18 protein-coding genes are annotated in these 24,195 nt (G+C 70.6%); 16 read left to right on the top strand and 2 right to left on the bottom strand.

Annotated features, from left to right (window positions below; translation table 11 throughout):
* Positions 1–212: 212 nt before the first annotated feature.
* The 10 genes from gatC (at position 213) to ACFU53_RS19095 (ending at position 11,509) form a co-directional block, all read left to right on the top strand.
* A complete protein-coding gene (gatC, locus tag ACFU53_RS19140) occupies positions 213–509 on the top strand; it encodes an Asp-tRNA(Asn)/Glu-tRNA(Gln) amidotransferase subunit GatC (protein WP_005480000.1) in 297 nt (98 codons plus the stop codon).
* Positions 510–516: 7 nt separating this feature from the next.
* On the top strand, positions 517–2,013 hold the full coding sequence (gatA, locus tag ACFU53_RS19135; protein ID WP_383993342.1) for an Asp-tRNA(Asn)/Glu-tRNA(Gln) amidotransferase subunit GatA: 1,497 nt from the start codon (positions 517–519) through the stop codon (positions 2,011–2,013).
* Positions 2,010–2,252 carry a hypothetical protein gene (locus ACFU53_RS19130; RefSeq protein ID WP_037695811.1) on the top strand — a complete coding sequence of 81 codons (243 nt, stop codon included), beginning with the start codon at positions 2,010–2,012 and terminating at the stop codon, positions 2,250–2,252. The genes gatA and ACFU53_RS19130 overlap by 4 nt, the downstream gene beginning before the upstream one ends.
* A gap of 15 nt (positions 2,253–2,267) precedes the next feature.
* Positions 2,268–3,782 (top strand): Asp-tRNA(Asn)/Glu-tRNA(Gln) amidotransferase subunit GatB, encoded by a 1,515-nt coding sequence (gene gatB / locus ACFU53_RS19125; protein ID WP_383993338.1) that lies wholly within the window; start codon positions 2,268–2,270, stop codon positions 3,780–3,782.
* Positions 3,783–4,062: 280 nt separating this feature from the next.
* Positions 4,063–6,360, top strand: coding sequence for an MMPL family transporter (locus ACFU53_RS19120; RefSeq protein ID WP_383993335.1), 2,298 nt, complete (start codon positions 4,063–4,065; stop codon positions 6,358–6,360).
* Positions 6,338–6,913, top strand: coding sequence for a GNAT family N-acetyltransferase (locus tag ACFU53_RS19115; protein ID WP_383993333.1), 576 nt, complete (start codon positions 6,338–6,340; stop codon positions 6,911–6,913). The genes ACFU53_RS19120 and ACFU53_RS19115 overlap by 23 nt, the downstream gene beginning before the upstream one ends.
* Positions 6,914–6,948: 35 nt before the next feature.
* Positions 6,949–7,593, top strand: a complete 645-nt coding sequence (locus ACFU53_RS19110; RefSeq protein WP_383993330.1) for a hypothetical protein — start codon at positions 6,949–6,951, stop codon at positions 7,591–7,593.
* Positions 7,594–7,796: 203 nt separating this feature from the next.
* Complete coding sequence (locus tag ACFU53_RS19105; RefSeq protein ID WP_383993327.1) at positions 7,797–8,012, top strand: hypothetical protein; 216 nt, start codon at positions 7,797–7,799, stop codon at positions 8,010–8,012.
* A gap of 131 nt (positions 8,013–8,143) precedes the next feature.
* Entirely contained in the window at positions 8,144–11,227 is a 3,084-nt protein-coding gene (locus tag ACFU53_RS19100) for an AAA family ATPase (RefSeq protein ID WP_383993348.1), read from the top strand.
* A gap of 81 nt (positions 11,228–11,308) precedes the next feature.
* On the top strand, positions 11,309–11,509 hold the full coding sequence (locus ACFU53_RS19095) for a DUF6191 domain-containing protein (RefSeq protein WP_383993325.1): 201 nt from the start codon (positions 11,309–11,311) through the stop codon (positions 11,507–11,509).
* A gap of 12 nt (positions 11,510–11,521) precedes the next feature.
* Here the strand turns inward: ACFU53_RS19095 and ACFU53_RS19090 are convergent, their stop codons facing one another.
* Together ACFU53_RS19090 and ACFU53_RS19085 are read right to left on the bottom strand one after the other, a co-directional pair.
* A complete protein-coding gene (locus tag ACFU53_RS19090; RefSeq protein ID WP_383993321.1) occupies positions 11,522–12,688 on the bottom strand; it encodes a PQQ-dependent sugar dehydrogenase in 1,167 nt (388 codons plus the stop codon).
* A 145-nt stretch (positions 12,689–12,833) separates the two neighbouring features.
* Complete coding sequence (locus ACFU53_RS19085; protein ID WP_383993318.1) at positions 12,834–13,832, bottom strand: aldo/keto reductase; 999 nt, start codon at positions 13,830–13,832, stop codon at positions 12,834–12,836.
* Between the two features lie 74 nt (positions 13,833–13,906).
* Between ACFU53_RS19085 and ACFU53_RS19080 the strand changes: the two genes are divergently transcribed.
* The 6 genes from ACFU53_RS19080 (at position 13,907) to serA (ending at position 24,104) form a co-directional block, all read left to right on the top strand.
* Positions 13,907–14,908: a 2-hydroxyacid dehydrogenase gene (locus ACFU53_RS19080; RefSeq protein WP_383993315.1), complete on the top strand. Its 1,002-nt coding sequence runs from the start codon at positions 13,907–13,909 to the stop codon at positions 14,906–14,908.
* 391 nt (positions 14,909–15,299) lie between these two features.
* Positions 15,300–18,359: a putative bifunctional diguanylate cyclase/phosphodiesterase gene (locus ACFU53_RS19075; protein WP_383993312.1), complete on the top strand. Its 3,060-nt coding sequence runs from the start codon at positions 15,300–15,302 to the stop codon at positions 18,357–18,359.
* A gap of 247 nt (positions 18,360–18,606) precedes the next feature.
* On the top strand, positions 18,607–20,454 hold the full coding sequence (locus tag ACFU53_RS19070; protein ID WP_383993309.1) for an acetolactate synthase large subunit: 1,848 nt from the start codon (positions 18,607–18,609) through the stop codon (positions 20,452–20,454).
* A 21-nt stretch (positions 20,455–20,475) separates the two neighbouring features.
* Positions 20,476–21,003: an acetolactate synthase small subunit gene (gene ilvN / locus ACFU53_RS19065; RefSeq protein WP_383993306.1), complete on the top strand. Its 528-nt coding sequence runs from the start codon at positions 20,476–20,478 to the stop codon at positions 21,001–21,003.
* Between the two features lie 118 nt (positions 21,004–21,121).
* Complete coding sequence (gene ilvC, locus ACFU53_RS19060) at positions 21,122–22,123, top strand: ketol-acid reductoisomerase (RefSeq protein ID WP_383993302.1); 1,002 nt, start codon at positions 21,122–21,124, stop codon at positions 22,121–22,123.
* Positions 22,124–22,514: 391 nt separating this feature from the next.
* The gene (gene serA, locus ACFU53_RS19055) at positions 22,515–24,104 is read left to right on the top strand and encodes a phosphoglycerate dehydrogenase (RefSeq protein WP_383993299.1); all 1,590 of its coding nucleotides are present in this window, start codon (positions 22,515–22,517) and stop codon (positions 24,102–24,104) included.
* Positions 24,105–24,195 lie beyond the last annotated feature (91 nt).

Raw genomic sequence — 24,195 nt, 5'->3', positions numbered from 1 at the left:
GCCCTGCGGGCCGACGAAATGCCGGGGCGCAGCCCTGGCTTTGCAGGGGCGCGGGGAACTGCGCGACCAGCCCCCACCCACCCGCACCCGCCCACGAACCCGCAACCCCCACGAGCTTCGAGGCGCCCGAGTCCAAACCCGTGCGCGGGCAGCGGCGCGCGCCCCATAGGATTGGCGCCAAACCACACTCACTCACCCCAGAGGATCGCTGCATGCCTGGCATCACGCGCGAGGAGGTCGCCCACCTCGCACGGCTGGCGCGTCTGGAGCTGAAGCCCGAAGAGCTCGAACACTTCGCAGGCCAGCTGGACGACATCATCGGCGCGGTCGCCCGCGTCAGCGAGGTCGCCGACCAAGATGTACCGCCGACCTCGCACCCGCTGCCGCTGACGAACGTCATGCGCGCGGACGAGGTCCGTCCCTCGCTCACCCCCGAGCAGGCGCTTTCCGCCGCCCCGGCCCAGGAGCAGCAGCGTTTCAAGGTGCCGCAGATCCTGGGGGAGGACTGATCACGTCATGACCGACAGCATCATCAAGCTCACCGCGGCGGAGATCGCCGCGAAGATCGCCTCCGGCGAACTCACCGCCGTACAGGTCACCGAGGCCCACCTGGCCCGGATCGAGGCCGTCGACGAGAAGGTGCACGCCTTCCTGCACGTCGACCGTGAGGGCGCCCTCGCCCAGGCCCGTGCCGTCGACGAGAAGAAGGCCAGGGGCGAGAAGCTCGGCCCGCTCGCCGGTGTTCCGCTCGCGCTCAAGGACATCTTCACCACGGTCGGCATTCCGACCACCGTGGGCTCGAAGATCCTTGAGGGCTGGATCCCGCCGTACGACGCGACCCTCACCAAGCGGCTGAAGGACGCCGACGTCGTCATCCTCGGCAAGACCAACATGGACGAGTTCGCCATGGGGTCCTCCACCGAGAACAGCGCGTACGGTCCGACCGGCAATCCGTGGGACCTCACCCGTATCCCCGGTGGCTCCGGCGGCGGTTCGTCCGCCTCCCTCGCCTCCTATCAGGCACCTCTCGCCATCGGCACCGACACCGGCGGTTCGATCCGTCAGCCGGCCGCCGTCACCGGCACGGTCGGCGTCAAGCCGACGTACGGCGCGGTCTCCCGCTACGGCATGGTCGCCTTCTCCTCGTCCCTCGACCAGGGCGGGCCCTGTGCCCGTACGGTTTTGGACGCGGCGCTGCTGCACGAGGTGATCGCCGGGCACGACCCGCTCGACTCCACCTCCATCGACGCCCCGGTCCCGCCCGTCGTCGAGGCCGCCCGCAACGGCAGTGTCGCCGGGATGCGCGTGGGTGTCGTCAAGCAGTTCCGGGGCGAGGGCTACCAGGCCGGTGTGCTCCAGCGGTTCGACGAGTCGGTCGCGCTGCTGAAGGAGCTGGGCGCCGAGATCGTCGAGCTGGACTGCCCGTCCTTCGACCTGGCGCTGGCCGCGTACTACCTGATCGCGCCGAGCGAGTGTTCGAGCAACCTCGCCCGCTTCGACGGTCTGCGCTACGGCCTGCGTACCGGCGACGACGGCACGAACTCCGCCGAGGCGGTCACCTCCCTCACCCGTGAGGCGGGCTTCGGCCCCGAGGTGAAGCGCCGCATCATGCTCGGCACGTACGCGCTCAGCTCCGGCTACTACGACGCGTACTACGGCAGCGCCCAGAAGGTCCGTACGCTCATCACGCGGGACTTCGAGAAGTCGTTCGAGAAGGTCGACGTCATCGTCTCGCCGACCACGCCCACCACCGCCTTCCCGATCGGCGAGCGCGCCGACGACCCGATGGCGATGTACCTGGCGGACCTCTGCACCATCCCGACCAACCTCGCGGGCAACGCCGCGATGTCCCTGCCCTGCGGCCTCGCGCCGGAGGACGGGCTGCCGGTCGGACTGCAGATCATCGCCCCGGCACTGAAGGACGACCGTCTTTACAAGGTCGGCGCCGCCGTAGAGGCCGCCTTCGTGGAAAAGTGGGGGCACCCGCTCCTCGAGGAGGCTCCGTCGCTGTGACCAACGCACTGTCCAAGGCCAAGGACTTCCAGAAGTCCAAGTCCGGCACGTACGTGTCCATCGCCACCACCGCCTTCGGCGCGTGGGGTATCGCCAAGCGGATCAAGAAGGCCCGCGCCGACGAGGACACCCTGCGCCTGATCGACGCGACGGTAGCCGCCGTCGGCATCGTCACCGGCCTCGCCATCCTGTACCGCGAACTGAAGCGGCTGGGCGACGACGACGTCCTGCTGGGCTGAGAGGGAAGTTCAACCGTGACCACCACGACCGACCTGGTGTCGTACGAGGACGCGCTGGCGTCGTACGACCCCGTCATGGGCCTCGAGGTCCATGTCGAACTCGGCACCAAGACGAAGATGTTCTGCGGCTGTTCGACCGAACTCGGTCAGGACGCCAACACGCAGACCTGCCCCACCTGCCTCGGCCTGCCCGGCGCGCTGCCGGTCGTCAACGCGATCGGCGTCGAGTCCGCGATCAGGATCGGTCTCGCGCTGCACTGCGAGATCGCCGAGTGGTGCCGCTTCGCCCGGAAGAACTACTTCTATCCGGACATGCCGAAGAACTTCCAGACCTCCCAGTACGACGAGCCGATCGCCTTCAACGGCTACCTCGACGTACAGCTGGAGGACGGCGAGACCTTCCGCGTGGAGATCGAGCGCGCCCACATGGAGGAGGACACCGGCAAGTCGACGCACGTCGGTGGCGCGACGGGCCGTATCCACGGCGCCTCGCACTCGCTGCTCGACTACAACCGCGCGGGCATCCCGCTCATCGAGATCGTCACCAAGCCGATCGAGGGTGCGGGGATGCGCGCTCCCGAGGTCGCCAAGGCGTACGTCCGTGAGCTGCGCGAGGTCATCAAGGCGCTCGGCGTCTCGGAGGCCCGTATGGAGATGGGCCAGATGCGCTGCGACGTGAACCTGTCGCTGCGCCCGCACGGCCGCGAGAAGTTCGGCACGCGCTCCGAGACGAAGAACGTGAACTCGCTGCGGTCCGTGGAGCGCGCGGCCCGCTTCGAGATCCAGCGGCACGCCGCCGTGCTGAACGGCGGCGGGACGATCATCCAGGAGACCCGGCACTTCCACGAGGACACGGGGTCCACGACCTCGGGCCGCGTGAAGGAGGAGGCCGAGGACTACCGGTACTTCCCCGAGCCGGACCTCGTACCGGTGGCCCCCTCGCGCGAGTGGGTCGAGGAGATCCGGGCCTCGCTGCCCGAACTGCCGCTGGTCCGTCGCAACCGGCTCCTCGCGGAGTGGGGCATCTCGGGCACCGAGATGCAGGCGATCCTCAACGCCGGCGCACTGGACCTGATCGTCGCCACCATCGAGGCCGGGGCCGACGCCGTCTCCGCCCGCAAGTGGTGGATGGGCGAGCTGGCCCGCAGCGCCAACGAGTCGGTCAAGTCGCTGGACGAGCTGGCCATCACGCCGGAGCAGGTCGCCCGCGTCACCGAGCTGGTCTCGAAGGGCGACCTGAACGACAAGCTGGCCCGCCAGGTCATCGAAGGCGTCCTCGCGGGCGAAGGCACCCCGGACGAGGTCGTCGACAGGCGCGGTCTGAAGGTCGTCTCCGACGAGGGCGCCCTGACGACGGCCGTCGAGGAGGCCATCGCCGGCAACCCGGGCATCGCCGACAAGATCCGCGGCGGCAAGGTGGCCGCGGCCGGAGCCCTGGTCGGCGCGGTCATGAAGGCCACCCGTGGCCAGGCGGACGCGGCCCGCGTCAAGGAGCTGATCCTGGAGAAGCTGGGCGTCGGCGAGGGCTGAACGACCGGCGGTTCCACCGCGTATCCCTGGGGGCGGTGCATCACTGCGATGCACCGCCCCCAGGTGCGTCCACGGCCGTGACACAGGGCGACAGAGTGCCGTCGATTGTCCTGTGAGGTGGCTCCCATCTCCTGTGAGGAGACCCTCAAAGGGGCCCAACGATCACTTCTGGGTGCAACAGTGGCTGGGCGTTGCTCATGCGTTCTTTGTGTGCTGTTCAGTTCCATTTACGGCTGTACACGATCAAAGATCCAAAAATCACCCCCCAGGAGCACGATCCGTGGCAGCCCTTGCGCGCTGGTGCGTCCGGCACCGTCTCGTCGCCGTACTTCTGTGGCTTCTCGCGTTCGCCGGCACGGCCGCCGGCGCCGCCGTCGCGGGAGCCGCGTACTCGAACGACTACAAGACCCCCGGAACCGAGTCCAGCCGCGCCACCGACCTTCTGAGCGAGGGGTTCCCGGGCGTCAGCGGTGACAGCGCCACCGTCGTCTGGCACAGCGACGACGGCTCCGTACGGGCCGCCGCCGTCGAGCAGACGATGACCCGCACCCTCGACGAGATCGCCGACCTGCCGGGCGTCGCCACCGTGACCGACCCGTACGACGGCGCCGACGGCGGCCGGATCAGCGAGGACGGCCGTACGGCGTACGCCACCGTCACCTTCGACAAGCCGGCCGAGGATGTGGACGAGGCGCAGGCCGAGGCCGTCGTCGACATCGCGAAGGGCGCCGAGGGCGGCGGGCTCCAGGTGGAGCTGGGCGGCACCTCGATCGGACTCACCGAGACCTCCGGCGGGCACCTCGCCGAGATCGTCGGCGTGCTCGTCGCCGTCGGCGTCCTCTTCCTGGCGTTCGGCTCCCTCGCCGCCAGCCTGCTGCCGATCGCGACCGCCCTGGTCAGCGTGGGCACCGCCTACGCGGGGATCACCCTCCTCGGGCACGCCATGACGGTCGCCGACTTCGCGCCCATGCTGGGCACCCTCATCGGCCTCGGCGTCGGCATCGACTACGCGCTGTTCATCGTGACCCGGCACCGCCGGGGGCTGAAGCGAGGGCTGTCCGTCGAGGAGGCCGCACGGAACGCGGTCGCGACCACCGGGCGGGCCGTCGTCTTCGCGGGCGCCACGGTCTGCATTGCCCTGCTCGGCATGCTGATCCTGCGGCTCGGCTTCCTCAACGGCGTCGCGATCGCCGCCTCCCTGACCGTCGTCCTCACCGTCGCCGCCTCCGTGACGCTGCTGCCGGCCCTGCTGTCGTTCATCGGCATGCGGGCGCTGAGCCGCCGCGAGCGCCGCCGCCTCGCCGAGCACGGCCCCGAGCCCGAACTGCCCACGGGCTTCGCCGCCCGTTGGTCCGCCTTCGTCGAGCGGCACCCCAAGAAGCTGGGCGCGATCGCCCTCGTCGTCATGACCCTGCTGGCCCTGCCCACGCTCGGGCTGCGCCTGGGCACCTCCGACCAGGGCAACGACCCCGAGGCGACGACCACCCGCCAGGCGTACGACCTCCTCGCCGACGGCTTCGGCCCCGGTGTGAACGGCCCGCTCACCCTGGTCACCAAGGTGGACGGCGCCGCCGACAAGCTCGCGCTCGACAACCTCGACTCCACGCTCAGGGCCACCGAGGGCGTATCGGCGGTGACCCCGGTGACGTACAGCACCGGCGGCGACACCGCATACCTCACCGTCGTACCGACCTCCTCCCCGCAGTCCGCGAAGACCAGCGATCTGGTCGAACGGCTGCGCGACGAGGTGCTGCCGCGCGCCGAGACCGACACCTCGCTCGACCTGCACGTCGGCGGCGTGACCGCCGGTTACGACGATTTCGCGGACGTCATCGTCGGCAAGCTGCCGCTGTTCGTGGGCGTCGTCATCGGCCTCGGCTGTCTGCTGCTCCTGCTCGCCTTCCGGTCCATCGGGATACCGCTCAAGGCCGCCGCGATGAACGTGGCCGCCGTCGCCGCCGCGTTCGGCGTGGTCGTCGCGATCTTCCAGTGGGGCTGGGGGAGCGAGCTGCTGGGCCTCGGCCGGGCCGGGCCGATCGAACCCTTCCTCCCCGTGATCATGGTGTCGGTCCTCTTCGGGCTCTCCATGGACTACCAGGTCTTCCTGGTCAGCCGGATGTACGAGGAGTGGCTGGAGACCGGTGACAACCGGCGCGCGGTCCGGGTCGGCCTCGCCGAGACCAGCCGGGTGATCAACTCCGCGGCGGTCATCATGATCTCCGTCTTCCTCGCCTTCGTGCTCAGCGGCGACCGTGTGATCGCCATGTTCGGCATCGCCCTCGCCGCCGCTGTCGCCCTCGACGCCTTCGTCCTCCGTACGCTCCTCGTCCCCGCCCTGATGCACATGCTCGGCGGCGCCAACTGGTGGCTGCCCCGCTGGCTCGACAGGCGCATGCCCCGCATCAGCATCGAGCCGCCCGAATCCCGCGCCGCCCATGAGAGGCTGGCCGCCGCGACGGACGCCGAGGTGGCGGACGTACTGGCGGGGGGCGTCGGCGAAGTACTGGCGGGGGACGCCGACACGACGGCCGTACGGGCGAAGGAGCGACAACCGGATGTACGCGATATCCCTGGGTGACGACGGGGCCGAACTGCGGCCCCTGGAACCCTGGCACGCCGAGGAGTTCCTCGCGCACCTGGAGCGGGGGCGGGACTTCGTCAACGAGTACGTCCCCTTCGGCCAGACCGCCACGGACGTCGCGTCCGCGCGCGCCGTCCTCCAGCGGTACGCCGACATGCGCGCCGCCGACACCGGCTCCCTGCACGGCATCTGGCTCGACGGCAAACTCGTCGGCGGGGTCCTCTTCCTCAACTTCGACGCGGAGAACGCCAACTGCGAGGTCGGCTGCTGGCTGGAGCCCGCCGGCACGGGGCGGGGGCTGATCACCCGTGCCATGCGGATCCTCATCGACTGGGCCGTCGACGTCCGCGCCATCCACCGGGTCGAGTGGATCGCGGCCGCCGGCAACACACCGAGCCTGAACGTGGCACGGCGGCTCGGCATGGTCAGGGACGGTGTGCAACGGGAGAGATATCCCCACCGAGGTGTCCGGCACGACTTGGAGATATGGTCCGTTCTGGCGCCCGAATGGCGTGCGGCACGCGCTCGCAGCGCTCATAGCGAGCGTTAAGAAACCTCTCAGACAACATTCGTACGGTGCGAGGTATGGGAACCAAGACAGTTGACGAGACCGGGGCCGACACGGGCGCCGAGGCCAAGAACGACGACGAGTCGGTGAAGGGCACCGACGTCACCAAGGAGGACGCGGCGACGAAGGAAGCCGCGACGGAAGCCGGTGACTCGGTCGAGGCCGGTGACTCGGTCGAGGCCGGTGACTCGGTCGAGGCCGACGACTCCGACGAGGCCGGAGAGTTCGACGAGGAGTTCCCGCCGGCCGCCGCCGCCAAGGCGTCGCCGGGTGTGGGCCAGGGTGCCGCCGGCATCGTGTCCGTGGTGCTGGGCCTCGTCTCGCTGACCGGCGGCTGGGTCGGCACGGTCGCCTCCGCGCGCCAGGAGCTCACCGGCCAGCTGGAGATGCAGGCGGCGACGAACGCGAGCGTCGCCACGCAGCTCCAGGCCGTGTACGGCGACGCCTGGCAGGCCTCCGCGCTGTGGGGCGGCATCTTCGCGCTGGTCGGGCTGATCGTCGGTGTCGCCGTGCTGGTGCGGCCCGCGTTCGGCGACCCCGACCAGGTGCAGACGCCGTGGATCAAGTCGGTCGCCTGGGCCGGTGTCTCGGTCGGCTTCATCGGGCTGGTGCTGGCCGCCCTGAAGTACTCCGACATCCTGCTGGCACTGCCGAGCACCTGACGTCCGCCCGGACAGGGCTGACGGGGCGGACAGGACGGATTCTGAGGGGCCTTAGGCCCGTCGTAGGGATACCTAGGACGGGTCTAAGGCCCCTCCCGCGTTCAAGATGCGGAACTCTCCCGATGTGGCGGACCCGCCTCGGAGACGAAGGTTGAGGCATCGCAGCAAGCGAGCCGAGACCGACTCTTCACGAGGGGTACGAGATGTTCGAGTACGAGCTCCAGCAGATCCGTTCCGCAGAGCTGATCCGCGAGGCGGAGCACTACCGCCAGGTACGCGAGGCCCGCCGCGCCCGCCGCGAGGCCGCACACGACTCCGGGACGACGGCGGGGTCCGCGTCGGGGGAGGGGGACAAGGACGCCGAACGACGGGTCCTCGGAGAACGGATACGCCGACTCCGCTTCCCACGCGCCGCGTGAGCGGGGGGAGGGGCCTCGGGGGAGCGGAAACCGGCCGAGGCGGCGCGGGAGCCGGACGCGGGGCGGGCGACCGCCGCCCGGCTGTCCGGAGCCTGCGGATAATCGGTGCCGGAGTGTCCGAGGGTCGTGCGATGCTCGGCGATGTGGAGACCAGGTCCGTCAGTCCGGTGTTCGTCGGTCGTGCCGACGAACTGGAGGTGTTGCGCGAGGCGTTGGCCCGCGCCGGTGGGGGCGCCGCGGGGGCGGCGGGGAGCGGGGGAGACGGGGGCGGGCCACAGGCGCTGCTGCTCGGCGGTGAGGCCGGGGTGGGCAAGACCCGCCTGGTCGAGGAGTTCGCCGGTGAGGCCGTGCGCGGGGGCGCGGTCGTCGCGCTCGGCGGCTGCGTCGAGATCGGCGCCGACGGACTGCCCTTCGCACCCTTCTCCACCGCGTTGCGTGCCCTGCGCCGCGAACTGCCCGACGAACTGGCCGCCGCGGCCGCCGGACAGGAACAGGAACTGGCCCGGCTGCTCCCCGAGTTGGGCGAGACCCCACGCGCCCGGCACGACGAGGAGGGCACTGCCCGCCTCTTCGAACTCACCGCCCGCCTCCTGGAACGCCTCGCCGCCGACCGCACGATCGTCCTCGCCCTGGAGGACCTGCACTGGGCCGACGCCTCCACCCGCCACCTCCTCTCCTACCTCCTGCGCACCCTGCGCACCGGCCGCCTCGTCGTCCTCGCCACCTACCGCTCCGACGACATCCACCGCCGCCACCCACTGCGCCCCCTCCTCGCCGAACTCGACCGCCTCCGCACGGTCCGCCGCGTCGATCTGCCCCGCTTCAACCGCGCCGAGGTCGGCCACCAGCTCGTCGGCATCCTCGCCGCCGAACCCGACCCGGAACGCGCCGACGAGATCTTCGAACGCTCCGACGGCAACGCCTTCTTCGTCGAGGAACTCGCCGTCGCCGCCCACGACGGCGGCTGCGCCGGCCTCACCGATTCCCTGCGCGACCTGCTCCTCGTCCGCGTCGAACGGCTCCCCGAGGACGCCCAGCGGGTCGCCCGCATCGTCGCCGAGGGCGGCTCCACCGTGGAGTACGCCCTGCTCGCGGCCGTGGCCCGGCTCCCCGAGGACGACCTCATCGAGGCGCTGCGCGCTGCTGTCGGCGCCAACATCCTGCTCGCCGCCCCCGGCGGCGACGGCTACCGCTTCCGGCACTCCCTGGTCCGCGAGGCCGTCAGCGACGACCTGCTGCCCGGCGAGCGCTCCCGGCTCAACCGCCGCTACGCCGAGGTTCTGGAGGCCGACCCGACGCTCGTCCCGGCCGACGGCCGCGCCACCCGCCTGGCCAGCTACTGGTACCACGCCCACGACGCCGCCAAGGCCCTGCCCGCTGTCCTCGACGCCTCCGCCGAGGCCCGTTCCCGGCACGCCCACTCCGAGCAACTACGCCTCCTGGAACGGGCGATGGAGCTGTGGGACGCCGCCCCCGATGCCGTACGCGCCGCCCTGCGCCCCATCGACTACACCGAGGTCTACCCTCCCTGCGGCTGCGACCCGGCCACCACCCCCCTGCGCTACCTCGACCTCATGGCCGAGGCCGCCGTCGCCGGACGCCTGTGCGGGGAGCGGGAACGGGCCATGCGGATCACCGGACGGGCCCTCGATCAGCTCGCCGACGTGGACGACCCCCTGCGCACCGCCTGGTTCTGGATCCAGCGCTCCCTGCTGATCGAGAATCTCGGCCGGGGCGACGGTTGGAAGGAGATCGCCACCGCCCAGGAACTGGTTCGCGGTCTGCCCCCGTCCGAGGTGCACGCAGAGGTACTCTCCCGAGCCGCGAACTGGTCCATGCTGCACGCCCCCGGCCCCGACGCACTCACCGACGCCCAGCGTGCCGTCGAGTACGCACGCATGGTGGACGCCGAGGACATCGAACTGAACGCGCGCCTGACCGTCGGCGGCCTGATGGTCGACGCCGGCGAAGTCGAGGCCGGTATCGCGGAGATGGAGGCGGTCCGCCGCCGGGCCCTCGAACGCGGGCCCGCCGTCGTCGTGGGCCGTGCCTATGTCAACCTTCCGTCCTGCCTGGAGGCCGTCGGCCGCTCGCAGGAGGCCGTCCACCTCATGCACGAGGGCCTCGAAACCACCCAGCGCATGGGCCTGTCGGTCTCCGAAGCCTGGATCCGGGGCAACCTCTCCGAGTCGCTCATCTCCCTCGGCCGCTGGGACGAGGCCCTGGAAGAAGCCGCGCAGGCCAGGGTCGGCGGCGGGAACTCCAAGCCGGGCGGCCTCAGCGCGATGTGCCTCGCTGCCATCGCGCTGGCCCGCGGCGACCTCGCCGACGCCGGCCGCCGACTCGCTGCCGCGCACAGCTACTACGGCACCCACAACCCCATGCCGCAGAGCAATCTGCCACTATCCGCACTCACCATCGGCATCGCCGCCGCCGAGGGCCGCCTCCCGGAAGCCCGCGCCGAACTGACCCGCGTCCTCGACACCGGCTTCCCCGTCGGCACCCAGCGCTACGCCTGGCCCCTGCTGCTCGCCGCCGCCACCGCCGAGGCCGACGCCCGCGCCCTGCCGACCGCCGGGCCCGGCCGCGACGAGGCCCTCGACCGGATCTTCACCGCAGTCAGGAAACTCACCACCGGCGCACCGGTCTGGCTCGCCCACGAAGACTGGGTCCGCGCCGAACTCCAGCGCGCCGAGGGCATGACGGCCCCGGACACCTGGTCCGACGTCGTCACCGCCTTCGAGTCCCTGGAACGGCCCTACGACCTCGCCCGCGTCCGGCACCGCCTCGCCGAGGCGCTGCTGGCCGACGGCACGGACGATGAGGCCCGGGACCGCGCGACGGAACTGCTGCGGCTGGCCGCCGCCGTCGCCGACCACCTCGGCGCCCGCCCGCTCGCCGACGAGGTCGCCCTCCTCGCCCGCCGCGCCCGCCTCACCCTGAGCCGTGCCCCCGAGCCCGCCCTCGCCCCCGCCGATCCGGTCGCCGCGCTCGGCCTCACCGGCCGTGAAGACGACGTCCTCCGCCTGGTGGCCGCCGGCCGAACCAACCGCCAGATAGCCGAGGAACTCTTCATCTCCCCCAAGACAGCCAGCGTCCACGTCTCCAACATCCTTGCCAAGCTCGGCGTCTCAAGCCGGGGCGAGGCGGCGGCGGTGGCGCATCGAGTGGGGTTGTCCCCGGCGGGGGCCGGGGAGCGGTTGGCGGCGGGATGATGGCAGGGAGGGCCGCCGAGGCTCCGCTGTTCGACCGGGACCGACCGCCCGCCGCCTCGCGGCCCTGGGGGAGGGAGAGCTGTGTTCAACGCCTTTGAGGAGCTGTTCGCACCCGGCCGCAAGCACACCCGTGACGAGCACAAACGGCTGGAACTGACCCGTGAGGACGTAGGGGACAACGACCCCGGACGCGGACCGGTAGACCTCGCGTCCGGGAAGGTCGTCGTACGGCCGCCCGAGCCGGTGGCGGAAGAGGCCGAGGAGCGCCTCGTAGAGGAGTAGGGGGCGGGCGGTCTACTTCACCTCCAGCTCCAGGATCTTGTCGTCGCCGCCCTCCGGGGAGCCCCGCCCGTCCGTCTCGCTCGTCATCAGCCAGAGTTTGTCGCCGCCGGCGGAGACGATCGTGCGGAGGCGGCCGTAGTCGCCCTCCAGGAAGGCCTGGGGGTCGGCGGCGGCCTTGGTGCCGTCCAGAGGGACGCGCCACAGACGCTGGCCCTTCAGGCCGGCCATCCAGACCGAGCCCTCCGCTATGGCGATACCGCTCGGGGAGGCCTCGTCCGTACCCCACACCGCCACCGGGTCGACGTAACCGGCCTTGCCGCCCTTGCCCTCTACGTCCGGCCAGCCGTAGTTCCCGCCGGGCTGGATGTGGTTCAGCTCGTCCCAGGTGTTCTGGCCGAACTCCGAGGCCCACAGGCGCTGCTTGCCGTCCCAGGCGAGGCCCTGGACGTTGCGGTGGCCGTACGAGTACACGACGGAGTTGTCGAAGGGGTTGCCCGGGGCCGGCTCGCCGTCCGGGGTCATGCGGAGGATCTTGCCGCCGAGGGAGTCCTTGTCCTGGGCCAGGGGGCCCTCGTACCGCTCGCCCGTGCTCGCGTACAGCATCTGGTCGGGGCCGAACGCGAGCCGGCCGCCGTTGTGGTTCGTGCCCTTGGGGATTCCCCGGAGGAGGGTGTCGGGGGCGCCGAGCTGCTCGCCGGCGGGCTTCTCGGGGTCGTACAGCATCCGCACGATCCTGTTGTCGGACTCCGAGGTGAAGTACGCGTAGATCATGTGGTCGGAGGCGTACTCCGGGGAGACCGCGATGCCCATGAGGCCGCCCTCGCCCGCCGGGGCCACGCCGGGGACCTCCCCGAGCACGGTCTTCTTGCCGGACTCCTCGTCGATTCTGCTGATCGTGGCCTCGTCACGAGAGGACACGAGGAGTCCGCCCTCGGGCAGGGGTGCGAGGCCCCAAGGGGTGTCGAGATCCTCGGCGACGGTGCGGACCACCTTCACCGAGCCCTTGGCGGGGGGTGCCGCGTCCGCCGCCTGATCGGGCGGGGACGACTCGGCACTGCTGCTGCTCGGGGGTGAACTGCCGGCCGCGTCCGCCTTCTCTCCGTCGTCGGAGGAGCAGCCGGTCGTCACCATGAGCACGGCTGCGGCCAACGCGGCCGTCACCACTCGACGTTGCACCATCACGATCCCTTCGGCGTGGAGCTTCTACCTGTCTTACACCGCGAGTGCCCCACAGGTTCCACCTCCGCCCGATCAAGCAGATTTTTCGCCTGACGCACGACGCCTGACGCACGACGCCTGACGCACGGGGCCGGCCGCCGTCCCCTCAGTCCCAGGATCCTCGCGCGGGAGGAAGGTCCGCCACCTCTGTCAGATCCTCGGCCGTGAGGCGCAGGGCATGGGCGGACGCGTTCTCCGTCACCCACCGTGCGTGCTTGGTGCCCGGTACCGGGACCACATGGGGGCCGAGGGACAGGACCCAGGCGAGGGCGACCTGGGCCGGGGTCACGGTCGCCCCGTGGCGGGCCGCGACGCGGCGGAGGCCGACGACGAGGGGTTGGTTGGCGGCCATCATGTCGGCGGTGAAGCGGGGGTGACGGGCGCGGAGGTCGTCGGGCTCGAAGCCCCCGCCGGGCGTCAGGGTGCCGGTGAGGAAACCATTCCCCAGGGGCATGGCGGCGAGAAATCCGATGCCGCGGGCCACGCACCAGGGGAGAAGGGAGTCCAGGGCCTCCCGCGACCAGACCGACAGCTCCGCCTGCACGGCGCTCACCGGGAAGATCTGCTGGACCCGCTGGAGCTGGCGGATCGTGGTGTCGTACATGCCCGCGCCCGACCGGCGCCCCGCCCGCGCGCCCACCGCGCACAGGCCCAACGCCCTCACCTTCCCGGCCTGTACGAGTTCCGCCATCGCACCCCACGTCTCCTCGACGGGGACCTCGGGGTCCGCACGGTGGAGCTGGTAGAGGTCGATGACGTCGGTCTGGAGCCGACGCAGCGAGGCGTCGCAGGCTCGTCTCACATAGCCGGGGCGGCCGTTGGCCACGACGTGCTGCTCGCCCACCAGCAGGCCCACCTTGGTGGAGACGAAGGCCTCCGCGCGGCGCTCCTTCAGCACCCGGCCCACCAGCAGCTCGTTGGTGAAGGGGCCGTACATGTCGGCCGTGTCCAGCAACGTGGTGCCGAGGTCGAGCGCCCGGTGCACCGTCCGCATCGACTCGTCGCCCCGTTGCCGCGACCCGGTGTACGCCCAGCTCATCGGCATGCACCCGAGTCCTACGGCCCCCACCTCGAGCGTCGCCGCGCCGATCGTCCTGCGCTCCACCTGGTCGTGACCCTCCCTCTCCCGACCCCCAACCTAACCTCTGCCGTACCGGGTACCTGACATAGCCTCCGAGCATGACTGCTGACGCGACTGCCGACCCGACCGCGGACGTGACCGGCGATGTGTGGCTCTCCATCCCGCCGGACGAGATCGAGGGGCTCCCGCAGGGCCCCAACTACCTCTTCTGGGACGGGGGTGAGGACGGCACACAGCCGTATCCGGGCGATCCCGCGGACTGTGTCCTGTACGTGGTGCCGTACATGAAGCGTCGGACGGTCGCGGTGAACCCGCTGGAGTCCATGCGGAACCTGCGGGTCGTCCAGACGCTCACGGCGGGCGTCGACGACATCCTGGCCCGGCTGTCGGTGGTCGCTCCCGGTGTCCGGCTGTGCAACGCGCGCGGCGTGCACGAGGCCAGCACGGCCGAACTCGCGCTCACCCTGACCCTCGCCTCGTTGCGTGGCGTCCCCGACTTCGTACGGGCCCAGCAACAGGAGCGCTGGCAGGGCGACTTCCGTCCCGCCCTCGCTGACAGGACCGTCCTGATCGTCGGCTACGGCGCGATCGGCGCCGCCATCGAGGACCGGCTCGTGCCCTTCGAGGTGGCGCGGGTGGCGCGCGTCGCGCGCTCTGAGCGCACCACGGCGCGCGGACCGGTGTATTCGTTCACCGAACTGCCCTCCCTGCTGCCGCAGGCGGACGTCGTAATCCTGTCCACTCCTCTCACGGAACAGACGAAAGGCTTGGTCAACGCCGGTTTCCTGGCCCGGATGAAGGATGGGGCCCTCTTGGTGAATGTTGCCCGCGGAGGCGTCGTCGACACCAAGGCACTGCTCGCGGAACTGGACGGCGGGCGCATCACCGCGGCGCTCGACGTCACCGACCCCGAGCCGCTGCCGCCCGGGCACCCGCTCTGGCGCGCGCCCGGGGTGCTCATCAGCCCCCACGTGGGCGGCCCCACGTCGGCCTTCCTGCCGCGTGCCAAAAGGCTGCTGGTGGACCAGTTGGGGCGATTCGTGAACCGGGAGCCATTGCGCAACGTGGTCCTTACGACGGGCGAGACGGACCACGCGTAATCCATTTCGGGCACCCTCCGCGTTCCTTCGGAAGCGGACCGTGCTCGTGTGGCCGTAGATGGTCACTGAGCGTAGAGGAGCTATGTCCCTGAGTGACGAGACTGGTGTATCGTCCCGACAGGGGCTGCGCCGCGCACCGTTCGGCGCCGGGGGCGGACTTGAGACAGCGAGGGGGGCGACGGGCGATGCACGGCCTATGGACGAACGATCCGACGCGGCGGAGCCGCCGACGGCGGCCCTGGCGAGCTGCGACGCGGAGGCACCCGCACGGGAGCCACGGCGGCCGCGGCGGTCACGGTCATCACCGCACGCACAGCAGCCGCAGAAAGCACACCCACCCGACGCACCGGGTCCAGCGGGGCACGGGAGCGGTGCTCGCCGGGGAGACCCGGTGAGTCCCCGCCAGTCCTCCGCCTCCACGCTGAGCCCCACGCTCCGGGCGGCCAAGCCACTGCCCGGGCCGCCGCCGCCCGGCGGGCAGGCGCCCGACCGCGGTGGCGCGAGCCTGCGGGCCCAGCTCGTCCTCGCCCTGCTCTGCGCGGCCTACGCCGTCGGTGCGGCTCTCGGCTGGGGCAATGAGCAAGTCGCCCTCGTCATGGGCGACTTCGGGCTCAGCGCCGCGGCCGCCGCGGCCGCCGTCTCCTGCTTCCGCTACGCGCGCCGCCGCCACAGCCGCTTTCGACCCGCCTGGCTGCTGTTCGCCCTCTCCTCCGCCATGGCGGCCGTGGGCAACGGCGTCTGGGGGTGGTACGAGGTCGTCCTGGAGCGGCCCGTGCCCGAACCGAGCTACGCGGACCTGTTCTTCCTCTGCTTCGCGCCACCCGCCATCGTCGGCCTGCTGGTGCTGGCCAAGAGGCCCGTGACCAAGGCCGGCTGGATCTGCCTGGCGCTGGACTCCTGGCTCATCGGCGGCTCCCTGGTCACCCTCTCCTGGAGCCTCGCCCTCGCCCAGAACGCCCAGCTCGGCGACTCCGACACCGCGCACACCGCGCTTTCGCTGGCCTACCCGCTGCTCGACATCGCCCTGGTCAGCATGGTGCTCGCACTGCACTTCCGCCGCTCCTCGATGCACCGCTCCGCGGTCAACACCGTGATCGGCGCTCTCGCCCTCACCGTGATGTGCGACGCCCTGTTCACCTCGCCCCTGCTGCACACCAGCTACCGCTCCGGCCAGCTCCTCGACGCCGGTTGGTTCGCGGGATCCCTACTCCTCGCCTACGCCCCCTGGGCCGGCCAGCGGCAGGGACAGGAGGACGAGGGCGGGCACGCGCGCGTGGTGCACGAACACATCCCGGGCCAGCGGCACGACGTGCGGCCGGGACACCGCCACGACGTGCAGCCGGGTCACGGGCACGACGGCGCACAGGGAGGACATGTGCATGTGCTCCTCCAGGGAGGAGGTCACAGCCGGTACCCGGCCACCCGCCCCATCGCCGGATCCCTGGCCGCACTCACTCCCTACCTGGCCGCCGCCGTCTGCACCCTGGGCATCCTCTACAACGTCCTCAACGGCCGCAGCGTCGACCGCGTGGTGCTCATCACCGCCTGCACCGTCGTGCTCGCCCTGGTCGTGCGCCAGGGCATCATGCTCCTCGACAATGTCACCCTCACCCAGGAACTGGCCCAGAAGGAGAACCACTTCCGTTCCCTGGTGCAGGGCTCCAGCGACGTCATCATGATCGCCGCGCCGAACGGCATCCTCCGTTACGTCAGCCCGGCCGCCGCCGGGGTCTACGGACGCCCCGCGGAGGACCTCGTCGGCAAGGAGCTGGCGTCGATCATCCACCCCGAGGACCTCGGCTGTGTCGTCCACGAGGTGCGCCGGTTCCTCGCCGCCAGCCCCGACGACGAGGCCACCACCCGCATCGAGTGCCGCTTCAAGTCCGGCGACGGCGGCTGGTTGAACGTGGAGTCCACTATCAACCGCCACCACGGCGGCCTCATCTTCAACAGCCGGGACGTGACGGAGAGAGTGCGCCTGCAGGCCCAGCTGCAGCACAACGCCGAGCACGACCCGCTCACCGATCTGCCCAACCGCGCCCTGTTCACCAAGCGTGTCCAGCAGGCGCTCTCCGGCCGCCGCTCCTCCGACCGCGGTATCGCCCTGCGCAACACGGCGGTCCTCTTCATCGACCTCGACGGCTTCAAGGCCGTCAACGACACGATCGGGCACCAGGCCGGGGACGAGCTGCTCGTCCAGGCCGCCCGCAGACTGCAGGACTCCGTCCGGCAGGGGGACACCGCCTCCCGCCTCGGCGGTGACGAGTTCGCGGCCCTCATCGTCGGGGACGGCTCCCGCGACCGCGCCGCCCGCGAGCAGCACATCTTCGAGCTCGCCGACCGGCTCCGCATCACTCTCTCGCAGCCGTACACCATCGACTGCAACGATGTCCGGGTGGCAGCCTCCATCGGCGTCTCCTTCGCCGAGCCCGGCCTCGGCGCCGGCGAGCTGCTGCGCAACGCCGACCTCGCCATGTACCGGGCCAAGGCGTCCGGCAAGGGCCGCGTCGAGCTGTACAAGCCACAGATGCAGCAGGACGTCGTACGCAAGGCCGAGCTGGCCACCCGGCTGCGTGCCGCGCTGCACGAAGGCGAGTTCATGCTGCTGAACCAGCCCGTGGTGGAGCTGGAAACCGGCCGGATCTCGTCGGTCGCGACCGTGGCCCGGTGGCGCTCGTCCCAGGGGGTGCTCTTCACGCCCGCCGAATTCCTTCGGGTCTCCGAGGACAGCGACAAGACCGCCGAGCTGGGCCGCTGGATGCTGGAACAGGCCGCCGAGCAGGCCGCCGACCGCCTCACCAGCGGCCTGAACGTACCGGTGTCCGTCCGGATGAGCGCCCGGCGTCTACTGGACCGCTCACTGCCCCCCGGCTCCCTGGAGACACTCCTGACCCGTCACGGGCTGCCCTCCGGCTCCCTGGTCGTCGAGCTGTCCGACACCGAGCTGAAGGGCCCGCTGGACGATCTGGAGCGCCGGCTGCACCACCTCCGGCGCCTCGGGGTCCGGGTCGCTCTGGACGGCTTCGGCAGCGGCCATGCGGCCATCACGGCACTGCGCCGGCTCCCCGTCGACGTACTGAAGCTGGACCGCGGCCTCATCGAGGGGATCGTGGAGTCCACGCGGCTGCAGAAGATCACTCGTGGGCTGCTGCGCATCGCCGACGATCTGGGGCTGCAGTCCGTGGCCGACGGGGTGGATCTGCCCGAGCAGGTCGTCGCCCTGCGCGCGATGGGCTGCACCCACGGCCAGGGCGCCGCCTTCTCCGGACCGCTGGACGAGTACCGCCTCCGCCGGGCCCTGTCCCTCGGGCACTACCCGGTGCCCAACGGGCCCGCGGAGCCCGCGTTCGCGGGTGGTGGAGCAGGGGTGTACACAAGTGGTGTACCCGCTGTCTACGGAGGCGGAAGTGCCCTTCGCTCACATAATGAGACTCCCGTCCCACCCGCTTGACACGTGGTGCGCGCCGGGGGGAGGGTCAGTGCCATGCGCACTCGAATCCTCGTACTTGGAAAGCGCGTCGGCTGAAGCTGGGACCCACCGGACGACGATCCGGAATCCCCAGCGACCGTACCCGACGCGCTCCCCTCGCTTGCCTTGTGGCAAGGAGGGGTTTTTTGTTGCACGGGCACCAGTCAGGCGCTAGCCGCACACTGCACGAACCTCGCAAAACACCCTCAGCATCGAGAAGAGAATGCCGATGACCGAGCAGGCCACCGGGGCCCACCATCCGCAGCCGCGGCCCCGATCCGGAGGACCGTCCACCCCCGTCGAGCACGTCACGGGTGCGCAGTCCCTCATCCGCTCTCTTGAGGAGGTCGGGGCCGACACGGTGTTCGGCATCCCCGGGGGCACCATCCTGCCGGCGTACGACCCCTTGATGGACTCCACGCGGGTGCGCCACGTGCTGGTCCGTCACGAGCAGGGCGCCGGGCATGCGGCCACCGGTTACGCGCAGGCCACCGGCAAGGTCGGGGTGTGCATGGCGACGTCGGGGCCGGGCGCCACCAACCTGGTCACCCCGATCGCGGACGCGCACATGGACTCCGTGCCGCTGGTCGCGATCACCGGGCAGGTCGTGTCCAAGGCGATCGGTACGGACGCCTTCCAGGAGGCGGACATCGTCGGCATCACCATGCCGATCACCAAGCACAGCTTCCTGGTCACCAAGGCGGAGGACATCCCCCGGGCGATCGCGCAGGCGTTCCACATCGCCTCCACCGGCCGCCCGGGGCCCGTCCTGGTCGACATCCCCAAGGACATCCTCCAGGCGAAGACAACCTTCACCTGGCCGCCGACCATGGACCTGCCCGGCTACCGGCCCGTCACCAAGCCGCACGCCAAGCAGATCCGTGAGGCCGCCAAGCTGATCACCGCCGCCAAGCGGCCCGTCCTGTACGTCGGGGGCGGCGTCCTCAAGGCGCAGGCGACGGCCGAGCTGAAGGTGCTGGCCGAGCTGACCGGCGCGCCCGTCACCACCACCCTGATGGCGCTCGGCGCGTTCCCCGACAGCCACCCGCAGCACCTGGGCATGCCCGGAATGCACGGCTCCGTGGCCGCCGTCACCGGACTGCAGAAGGCCGACCTGATCATCGCCCTCGGCGCCCGCTTCGACGACCGCGTCACCGGCAAGCTGGACAGCTTCGCGCCGTACGCCAAGATCGTCCACGCGGACATCGACCCGGCCGAGATCGGCAAGAACCGCGCCGCCGACGTGCCGATCGTGGGTGACGCCCGCGAGGTCATCGCCGACCTGGTCCAGGCCGTGCAGAAGGAGCACAGCGAGGGCGGCCCGGGCGACTACACCGCCTGGTGGAAGGACCTCAACCGCTGGCGCGAGACCTACCCGCTCGGCTACGACCAGCCGGCCGACGGCTCGCTCTCCCCGCAGCAGGTCATCGAGCGCATCGGACAGCTCGCCCCCGAGGGCACGATCTTCGCGGCGGGCGTCGGCCAGCACCAGATGTGGGCCGCCCACTTCATCCAGTACGAGAAGCCCGCCACCTGGCTGAACTCCGGCGGCGCCGGAACGATGGGGTACGCGGTCCCGGCCGCCATGGGCGCCAAGGCCGGGGCCCCGGCGCAGACCGTCTGGGCGGTCGACGGCGACGGCTGCTTCCAGATGACCAACCAGGAACTCACCACCTGCGCCCTGAACAACATCCCGATCAAGGTCGCCATCATCAACAACGGCGCCCTCGGGATGGTCCGCCAGTGGCAGACCCTGTTCTACAACCAGCGCTACTCCAACACCGTCCTGCACAGCGGCCCGGACGACGTCAACCCGAACGCCCGCGGCACCCGTGTCCCCGACTTCGTGAAGCTGTCCGAGGCCATGGGCTGCTACGCGATCCGCTGCGAGTCCCCGGACGACCTCGACAAGGTCATCGAGGAGGCGAACTCGATCAACGACCGCCCGGTCGTCGTCGACTTCGTCGTCCACGAGGACGCGATGGTGTGGCCGATGGTCGCCGCCGGCACCTCGAACGACACGATCCTGGCCGCCCGGGACGTCCGCCCCGACTTCGGCGACAACGAAGACGACTGAGCGAGAGAGACCGAACGAGACATGTCCAAGCACACGCTCTCCGTCCTGGTGGAGAACACCCCGGGCATCCTGGCCCGGATCGCGGCCCTGTTCTCCCGCCGCGGCTTCAACATCGACTCGCTCGCGGTCGGTGTCACCGAGCACCCCGAGATCTCCCGTATCACCATCGTGGTGAACGTGATCGAGGAACTGCCGCTGGAGCAGGTGACGAAGCAGCTCAACAAGCTCGTCAACGTCCTGAAGATCGTCGAACTGGAGCCGGGCTCCGCCGTTCAGCGGGAACTCGTTCTGGTGAAGGTGCGCGCCGACAACGAGACGCGCTCCCAGATCGTCGAGATCGTCCAGCTGTTCCGCGCCAAGACGGTCGACGTCTCCCCGGAGGCCGTCACCATCGAGGCCACCGGGTCCAGCGACAAGCTGACCGCCATGCTCAAGATGCTGGAGCCGTTCGGTATCAAGGAGCTGGTCCAGTCCGGCACGATCGCGATCGGCCGCGGTTCCCGTTCGATCACGGACCGCTCGCTGCGCGCACTGGACCGGTCGGCCTGACACTCGATACGGGCGGCCGACGACGCGCGGCCGCCCGTATACCGAGACCCGCAGACTTTCATTCCGCCCGCCGTCATACGGTGGGACGCAACACCTGCACTCAAGGAGAGAACCCAAAGTGGCCGAGCTGTTCTACGACGCCGACGCCGACCTGTCCATCATCCAGGGCCGCAAGGTCGCGGTCATCGGCTACGGCAGCCAGGGCCACGCCCACGCGCTGTCCCTGCGCGACTCGGGTGCGGACGTCCGCGTCGGTCTGCACGAGGGCTCCAAGTCCAAGGCGAAGGCCGAGGAGCAGGGCCTGCGCGTGGTGACCCCGTCGGAGGCCGCCGCCGAGGCCGACGTCATCATGATCCTCGTCCCGGACCCGATCCAGGCCCAGGTCTACGAGGAGTCCATCAAGGACAACCTCAACGACGGCGACGCGCTGTTCTTCGGCCACGGCCTGAACATCCGCTTCGGCTTCATCAAGCCCCCGGCCGGCGTCGACGTCTGCATGGTCGCCCCCAAGGGCCCGGGCCACCTCGTCCGCCGCCAGTACGAGGAGGGCCGCGGCGTTCCGTGTATCGCGGCCGTCGAGCAGGACGCGACCGGCAACGCCTTCGCGCTGGCTCTCTCGTACGCCAAGGGCATCGGCGGCACCCGCGCGGGTGTCATCAAGACGACCTTCACCGAGGAGACCGAGACCGACCTGTTCGGTGAGCAGGCCGTTCTCTGCGGTGGTACGGCCGCGCTGGTCAAGGCCGGTTTCGAGACGCTGACCGAGGCCGGTTACCAGCCCGAGATCGCGTACTTCGAGTGCCTGCACGAGCTGAAGCTGATCGTCGACCTCATGTACGAGGGCGGCCTGGAGAAGATGCGCTGGTCGATCTCCGAGACCGCCGAGTGGGGCGACTACGTCACCGGCCCCCGGATCATCACGGACGCCACCAAGGCCGAGATGAAGAAGATCCTCGCCGAGATCCAGGACGGCACGTTCGCCCAGGCGTGGATGGACGAGTACCACGGCGGTCTGAAGAAGTACAACGAGTACAAGACCCAGGACTCCGAGCACCTGCTGGAGACCACGGGCAAGGAGCTGCGCAAGCTCATGAGCTGGGTGAACGACGAAGAGGCGTGACCTCTTGAGGTCGGCCGTGGCGGGTGTTCACCCGGTGCCACGGCCGACCTTGCTTCACGTCCGGGTGATCCTTCCGCAGTGGCGTGAGGCGACGCCCCCGGCGCCACTACACTGCTGCACTACATACGCGTCAGGCCCACAGCGTCGTGCGTCTTCCACGCGGCCCAGCGACACCGAAGATTTGCGGGCACGCCCCCGCGCCGCCCGGCACGCACTCTCGCCGCACCGGGTGAAGGTCCAAGTAGCTCCGCTACGAGCGCCTTCACCCGACACACCGAGAGCACGCACCGAACGACGCGGGAACACACCCGAGAATCTCCGGTGCCGCTTCCCTCCACCGCCTGCGGCCGTCGGGACGGCCGTCCGCAGCATTGGACTTGTGAGGACTCACGTGAGCTCGAAACCAGTCGTACTGATCGCTGAAGAGCTGTCGCCCGCCACCGTCGACGCGCTGGGCCCGGACTTCGAGATCCGGAACGTCAACGGAGCGGACCGAGCCGAACTGCTCCCGGCCATCGCCGACGTCGACGCGATCCTGATCCGCTCGGCCACCAAGGTCGACGCCGAGGCGATCGCCGCCGCGAAGAAGCTGAAGGTCGTCGCGCGCGCCGGCGTCGGCCTGGACAACGTGGACGTCTCCGCCGCCACCAAGGCCGGCGTGATGGTCGTCAACGCCCCCACCTCGAACATCGTGACCGCCGCCGAGCTGGCCTGTGGTCTGCTCCTCGCCACCGCCCGCCACATCCCGCAGGCGAACACGGCGCTGAAGAACGGCGAGTGGAAGCGCAGCAAGTACACGGGCGTGGAGCTGGCCGAGAAGACCCTCGGCGTCGTGGGCCTCGGCCGTATCGGTGCCCTGGTGGCCCAGCGCATGTCCGCCTTCGGCATGAAGGTCGTCGCCTTCGACCCCTACGTGCAGCCCGCGCGGGCCGCGCAGATGGGCGTCAAGGTCCTGTCGCTGGACGAGCTGCTCGAGGTCTCCGACTTCATCACCGTCCACCTGCCGAAGACCCCCGAGACGGTCGGTCTGATCGGCGCCGAGGCGCTGCAGAAGGTCAAGCCGTCGGTGCGCATCGTCAACGCCGCGCGCGGCGGGATCGTCGACGAGGCCGCGCTGTACTCGGCGCTCAAGGAGGGCCGGGTCGCGGGCGCGGGCCTCGACGTGTACGCCAAGGAGCCCTGCACCGACTCGCCGCTGTTCGAGCTGGACGAGGTCGTCTGCACCCCGCACCTCGGCGCCTCCACCGACGAGGCCCAGGAGAAGGCGGGCATCGCGGTGGCGCGGTCCGTGCGTCTCGCCCTCGCCGGTGAGCTGGTCCCGGACGCGGTGAACGTGCAGGGCGGTGTCATCGCCGAGGACGTCAAGCCGGGGCTGCCGCTCGCCGAGCGTCTCGGCCGTATCTTCACCGCGCTGGCCGGTGAGGTCGCGGTCCGCCTCGACGTCGAGGTGTACGGCGAGATCACCCAGCACGACGTGAAGGTGCTGGAGCTGTCCGCCCTCAAGGGTGTCTTCGAGGACGTCGTCGACGAGACGGTGTCTTACGTCAACGCTCCGCTGTTCGCCCAGGAGCGCGGCGTCGAGGTCCGGCTGACCACCAGCTCCGAGTCGCCCGACCACCGCAACGTCGTCACCGTGCGCGGCACGCTCGGCAGCGGCGAGGAGGTGTCGGTCTCCGGCACGCTGGCCGGTCCGAAGCACCACCAGAAGATCGTCGCCGTCGGTGACTACGACGTGGACCTCGCCCTCGCCGACCACATGGTCGTCTTCAGCTACGTCGACCGTCCCGGTGTCGTCGGGACCGTCGGCCGTATCTTCGGCGAGGCCGGGATCAACATCGCCGGTATGCAGGTCGCCCGCTCCACGGCGGGTGGCGAGGCGCTCGCCGTGCTGACCGTCGACGACACGGTTCCCCAGCCGGTGCTTGCCGAGGTCGCGGAGGAGATCGGCGCGACGTCGGCGCGGTCGGTGAACCTGGTCTGAGGTTGTTCTTGCGGGAGGCGGGGCCTGGTCACCTGGGGTGGCAGGGTCCCGCCTTCTGCACCCCCCCGCCGACGAGAGGATCGCGGGGGGT

Source organism: Streptomyces sp. NPDC057474, assembly GCF_042802555.1.
In the GTDB taxonomy this organism is placed as follows: Bacteria; Actinomycetota; Actinomycetes; order Streptomycetales; family Streptomycetaceae; genus Streptomyces.
The sequence above is the reverse complement of the archived record's forward strand: the minus strand, read 5'-3'. Positions and strand labels throughout refer to the sequence as shown.